Raw genomic sequence first — 6,156 nt, 5'->3', positions numbered from 1 at the left:
CCCCCGCACCGCACCGCGGCTGGCCACCGACCTGGGGGTGCTGCGGCTGCACGAGGGCCAGGGTGCGGTGAGTGCCCTCACCGTCGAGCCCCTCGACGGGGTCGAGCACGTCACCCGCGCGATGGAGCGACCGGCGTACGTCGTCCTCTCGCCGCTGCGGGGAGCGGTCGGCGGTCTCGTGCGCGACGGGGTGCCGGACGTCGGCGTGGGCGTCACCCGGTGGGGACCCCGCTCCCTGGGCGGCGAGCAGGTGGCGCTCACCGGCCGGTGGGCCGGCTTCCGCTGGGGGCCGATCACGCTGCCCGCGGTCACCCTGGGAGTGCTGCCGCAGGCGGCGGCCTTCGACTCGCGGGCCGAGGCACCCCAACCCGACGGTCTCGTCGGGGCGCACCGCTCGCGACGGGTCGGCAGCGGCACGGAGTTCAGCGGCATCCGGCCGTTCACGGCCGGTGACCGCCTGCGTCGCATCCACTGGCCGGTGTCGCTGCGCACCGGCTCGCTCCAGGTGGTCACGACCCGCTCCGAGCTCGACTCCGGGGTGCTGGTGGTCGTCGACGCGCTGCGCGACGTCGGACACAGCGGCGGGATCCACGGCACCGCCAGCAGCCTCGACCTGACCGTGCGGGCCGCCTCGGCGCTGGTCGAGCACCACCTGCGGGTCGGCGACCGGGTGGGCCTGCGGGTGCTCGGCCCCGGTGACGCGCGCGTGCGGTTCGGCACCGGCACCCGCCACCTGCACCGGCTCACCGGGACGCTGGCGCGGGTGGTGCCCGAGACCCGTCACGTCGACGAGGACGCCGCCCTCGACCTCGGTGTCCAGGGCGACTGCGTCGTCTACGTCCTCTCCCCGATGCTGCACGCGCCCGTCGTCACCGCCACCGCGACCCTGGCCTCCCGCGGCGTGCCGGTGCTCGTGATCGACACCCTCGGCGAGCGCGACCTCGATGCCCTCGGCGGTCCGCGGTCGCGCGCCGCGCTGGCGTGGCGGATGCGGCGTGTGGAGCGCGACAACCTGCTCGGCAGGCTCACCTCGCTGGGCTGTCCCGTGGTCCCGTGGCGCGGACCCGGCACGGTCGACGACGTGCTGCACCGTCTGGCCCGACGAGCCCAGCAACCGCGGGTGCGTGCCCGGTGACCCGGGTCCGGCGGTGGAGCCCCTCCGCGCTCGTCGCGCGGGGCCTCCTCCTCGTGCTGCCCCTGGTCGCGGCCGGCGCGGCGTGGCAGCGTCCCGCCACCCTCTTCGTGCTCCTGCTGGTGGTGCTGGGCGGGCTGTGGGCGGCGATGCCCGAGTCGCCGGCCGGGCCGGTGGTGCTGCTGCTCGTCGCGGCGTGGTGGGGCGCGCGCGTGGACGACCCGCTCGACGCCGGGGTCCTGCTCGCGGCCGGAGCGCTGGTGGCGGCGCACGTCGCGGGAGTGCTCGCGTCGTACGGTCCGGCGCGCATGCCGCTCGACCGTGCGACGACGTGGCTGTGGGTACGCCGCGGCCTGCTGGCCTGGCTCGTCGCGCCGGTCGCGTGGGTCGCCGCCCGGGGGCTCGACGCCGCGCCCGACCAGCCCACGCTGTGGACCGTCGGGCTGGTGACGGTGGGGGTCCTGGTCGTCGCGGCGGGGCTGGCGCTGCGGGAGGCACCGACCGACGGGTGACCGCCGACCGGGCGCGGGCGTCGTACGGATGCCGGAGGGGCCACAATGGGCCCATGATGTATCGCGCGGTGCACACGGTCGTGCGGCCCACGGTCCGGGCCGTCTGGCGGCCGACCGTCACCGGTCTCGAGCACGTGCCCCKCAGCGGGGCGGTGATCCTGGCCAGCAACCACCTCTCCTTCGTCGACAGCGTGGTCATCCCGGTGGTCGCGCCCCGCAAGGTCGTGTTCCTGGCCAAGTCGGACTACTTCACCGGCAGGGGCGTGCGGGGCGCGCTCCAGCGGGCGTGGTTCGAGGGGCTCGGCATGCTGCCCGTCGACCGCGAGGACACCAGGGCGGCGATCGCCAGCCTCGACACCGCGCTCGAGGTGCTGGGCCGCGGGGAGGCGTTCGGCATCTACCCCGAGGGCACCCGGTCCCGGGACGGCCGGCTCTACCGCGGCCGCACGGGCGTCGCCCACCTCGCGCTCACCGCGGGCTGCCCGGTGGTGCCCGTCGCGCTGGGCGGCACCCAGGACATCCAGCCCGTCGGCTCGAAGCTGCCGCGGCTCGCCACGGTGACGGTGCGCTTCGGGGAACCGATCGAGGTCGCGGGGGAGTACGACGGCGTGCCCCCGGGCCGGGCCCGGCGCGAGCTGACGGACCGGGTGATGGCCGCCATCGGCGCGCTGTCCGGCCAGGAGGAGGCCGGGGTCTACAACGAGCGTCCCGCCCGCGTGTGACCCCGGTCGACGTCCGGCTGTCGGTGCCGTCTGGTTGGGTCGTCCCGTGACCTCCCACCACCGCGGCAAGCACGACGGCCAGCAGCCCCCGCGCGCCGGATACCGGCTGGTGCGCAGCGAGCCCGCAGCGGTCGCCGGACCGCGCCTGGACGCGCACCAGCAGCGCGTGGTCGACCACCCGGGCGGGCCGATGCTGGTCCTCGCGGGTCCCGGCACCGGCAAGACGACGACACTGGTGGAGGCCATCGTCGACCGCATCGAGCGGCGGGGTGCGAGCCCCGACGAGGTGCTCGCGCTGACCTTCTCCCGCAAGGCCGCCGAGCAGCTGCGCGACCGGGTCACCGCTCGGCTGGGCCGCACCAGCACCACGACGCTGAGCTCGACGTTCCACTCCTTCGCCTACGGGCTGGTCCGCTCCTACACGCCGGCCGGGGTCTACGACGGCCCGCTCCGCCTCCTGTCGGCGCCCGAGGCCGACGTGGTGATGCGCGAGCTCCTGACCGACCACCCGGAGTCGGTGACCTGGCCGGAGTCCCTCGCACGAGCGGTCGGCACCCGCGGGTTCGCCCGCGAGGTGCAGGCGGTGCTCGGCCGGGCCCGCGACAACGGTCTCGACGACCGCGCGCTGGTCGAGCTGGGTCGCGCCGAGGGTGCCCCCGAGCTGGTCGCGGCCGGCCTGTTCATGGGTCAGTACCTCGACAACCTCGACGCCCAGAGCGCACTCGACTACTCCGACCTGATCCGGCGTGCCACCGCGGTCGCCCGCGAGCACCGCGCCGAGCTCCGGGCCCGCTTCACCCACGTGTTCGTCGACGAGTACCAGGACACCGACCCGGGCCAGGTCGCGCTGCTCCAAGAGATCGCGGGGGACGGACGCAACCTCACCGTCGTCGGTGACCCGCACCAGTCGATCTACGGCTTCCGCGGTGCCGAGGTGCGGGGGATCCTCGAGTTCCCCACGACGTTCCCCGCCGCCGGCGGGTCGCCGGCCGAGGTGGTGGCGCTGCGCACCACGCGACGCTTCGGGCCCCGCCTGCTGCTGGCCGCCCGGCGCATCTCCGGGGGCATCGCGCTGCCGGGCACCATCCCGGAGGCGGCGCGGGCCGACTTCGCCGACCCGGTGGCCRAGGTCGGCGCCCACGGGGACGGACGGGTCGAGGTGCTGACGTTCGACACCGAGCGGGCCGAGGCCGAGCACCTGGCGGACCTGCTGCGGCGAGCCCACCTGGAGGACGGCATCCCCTGGGACGACATGGCGGTGCTGGTGCGCTCCGGTCGCACGTCCATCCCCGGACTGCGGCGCTCGCTGGGCGCGGCCGGCGTGCCGGTCGAGGTCGCCGGCGACGACGTCCCCCTCGTCCGGGACCCGGCCGCGCTGCCGCTGCTGGACGCCCTGCGCGCCATCCTCAACCTGGGCAACGACGACCCCGCCCACGTCGACTTCATCGACCCGGCGCGGGCCGAGACCCTGCTGCTGGGTCCGCTCTCGGGGCTCGACGCCGGGCAGCTGCGCCGCCTCGGACGCCTGCTCCGAGCCCGGGAGAAGACGGTCGCCAAGGCCGAGGACCGAGCCCCGCGGCGCTCCCGCGACCTGGTCCGGCAGGTGCTCGTCGACCCCGGCTTCCTCGACGGCCTCGACGGGCCCGAGGTCACGCGGGCGCGGGCCTTCGTCGCCCTCGTGTGGAGCGGCCGGGCGGCCCAGGCCGCCGGCGACACCGCCGAGGAGGTGCTGTGGCTGCTGTGGTCCGGCACGTCGTGGCCCGAGCGGCTGCGCCGCGGCGTGGAGTCGGGGGGCGCCGCCGCACGGCGAGCGCACCGCGACCTCGACGCGATCGTCGCCCTCTTCGAGGCGGCCGCGCGCGCCGAGGAGCGCAAGGACCACCTCGGGATCGCCAACTTCCTGGCCACCCTGGTCGCGCAGCAGATCCCCGGCGACACCCTGGCCGAGCGCGGGGTCCGGGGCGCCTCGGTGCGCCTGCTCACGGCCCACCGCGCGAAGGGCCTGGAGTGGCGACTCGTCGTGGTGGCCCACGTCCAGCAGGACGTGTGGCCCGACCTCCGGCGGCGCACCACGCTGCTGCAGGCCGACCGGATCCGGTCCGACGGACTGGTGCCGCCGGTCAGCACCCGCGAGCTGCTGACCGAGGAGCGGAGGTTGTTCTACGTCGCCTGCACGCGCGCCCGCCAGCGCCTCGTGGTCACCGCCGTCGCGTCGACCGACGACGAGGGCGAGCAGCCGTCCCGGTTCCTCGCCGAGCTGCAGATCCCGGCGGTGCACCACAGCGGACGGCCCCGCCGGCCGCTGTCGATGGCCGGCCTGGTGAGCGACCTGCGCCAGCAGCTGGCCGATCCCGACACCGCGCCGGCGCTGCGCGAGGCGGCGGCACGACGGCTCAAGGCCCTGGCGACCGAGTCGATCGGAGGCCGGCCGTTGGTCCCGCAGGCCGACCCGGCCACCTGGTGGGGCACCCGGTCCGCCAGCCTGTCCGCCCGACCGGTCCGGGCCGCCGACCAGCCGGTCCCGCTCTCGGCCAGCACCCTCACCGGACTGATGGCCTGCCCGACCCAGCACTTCCTGTCCCGCGAGGCCGGCGGTGTCACCCGCTCCCACCAGTCGGCCAACCTCGGCCAGATCGTGCACGCGCTCGCCGAGCGGGTCGGCACCGGCGAGCTCGCCGCCGGTCCGGACGACGCCGACCTGCTCATGCAGCACGTCGACGCCGTCTGGCAGCGCCTCGAGTTCCGCACCCCGTGGGCGGCGGCGCGCGAGCACGCCCGGGTCCGCTCGGCGCTGGCGCGCTTCCTGGCCTGGCACCACTCCAACCCGCGCCGCCTCGTCGACACCGAGACCAAGTTCGCGACGGTGGTCGAGCTCGACGACGGCGAGCAGGTCCGACTCGGCGGCTTCGTCGACCGCCTCGAGGTCGACCACGACGGCCGGGTGGTGGTGGTCGACCTCAAGACCGGCCGCACCAAGCCGTCCGGGCCCGCCGTCCAGCGGGACCGCCAGCTCGCCCTCTACCAGCTCGCGGTCGACCGCGGCGCCGTCCACGAGGTCGTGCCCGACGCGACGTCCGGTGGCGCGTTCCTGGTCCAGCTCGGTGCGCTCGACGACAGCCCGTCGGCCGTCGAGCAGCGCCAGGACCCCCAGCCCGACGAGTCGCCCGAGCGCACCGACCTGCGCGCCGCCCTGTCCACCGCCGCCGGCTACCTGCGCCGTGAGGAGTTCCCCGCCATCCCCGGAGACCACTGCAAGGACTGTCCCTACGTCTCGCTGTGCCCCGCCAAGGGCGCCGGGTCGGTGGTGACGCTGTGACCGCCGTGACCGTGTCGTCCGCGCGCCCCGCCCGGCGCATCGACACCCCCGAGGACCTGCAACGGGTCATGCAGACCCAGTTCGCGCCCAGCCCGCAGCAGTGGGCGGCCATCACCGCGCCGCTGTCCCCGGCGGTGGTCATCGCCGGCGCCGGCTCGGGCAAGACGACCCTGATGGCCGCACGTGTGGTCCACCTCGTGGTGACCGGGCAGGTGCGGCCCGACCAGGTCCTCGGACTGACCTTCACGACCAAGGCCGCCGGTGAGCTGCGCAGCCGGATCCGGGCCGCGCTCGTCACGGCCGGTGTGCTCGACGCCGCGCCGCGCGAGGGCGAGGAGGACGTCCTCGAGCCCACGGTGGCGACCTACAACGCCTACGCCGCCACCCTGCTCGCCGACCACGGGCTGCGCATCGGCCACGAGCCCGACACCCGGGTCGTCACCGACGCCGCCCGCTACCAGCTCGGTGCCCGGG

5 protein-coding genes are annotated in these 6,156 nt (G+C 75.9%); all 5 read left to right on the top strand.

The window, feature by feature from the left end; translation table 11 throughout:
• A partial coding sequence (locus ACXJKL_RS12040; RefSeq protein ID WP_457207286.1) for a DUF58 domain-containing protein occupies window positions 1-1,135 on the top strand: 1,135 nt, incomplete at its 5' end.
• Window positions 1,132-1,644 carry a hypothetical protein gene (locus ACXJKL_RS12035; RefSeq protein ID WP_457207285.1) on the top strand — a complete coding sequence of 171 codons (513 nt, stop codon included), beginning with the start codon at window positions 1,132-1,134 and terminating at the stop codon, window positions 1,642-1,644. The genes ACXJKL_RS12040 and ACXJKL_RS12035, both read left to right, overlap by 4 nt.
• Before the next feature lie 53 nt (window positions 1,645-1,697).
• On the top strand, window positions 1,698-2,366 hold the full coding sequence (locus tag ACXJKL_RS12030) for a lysophospholipid acyltransferase family protein (RefSeq protein WP_457207284.1): 669 nt from the start codon (window positions 1,698-1,700) through the stop codon (window positions 2,364-2,366).
• Window positions 2,367-2,412: 46 nt separating this feature from the next.
• Window positions 2,413-5,682 (top strand): ATP-dependent helicase, encoded by a 3,270-nt coding sequence (locus ACXJKL_RS12025; protein WP_457207283.1) that lies wholly within the window; start codon window positions 2,413-2,415, stop codon window positions 5,680-5,682.
• The coding region (locus tag ACXJKL_RS12020) for a UvrD-helicase domain-containing protein (RefSeq protein WP_457207282.1) at window positions 5,679-6,156 on the top strand (478 nt) is incomplete at its 3' end. The genes ACXJKL_RS12025 and ACXJKL_RS12020, both read left to right, overlap by 4 nt.

The sequence above is a fragment of the Nocardioides sp. P5_C9_2 genome (assembly GCF_054049555.1).
The sequence above is the reverse complement of the archived record's forward strand: the minus strand, read 5'-3'. Positions and strand labels throughout refer to the sequence as shown.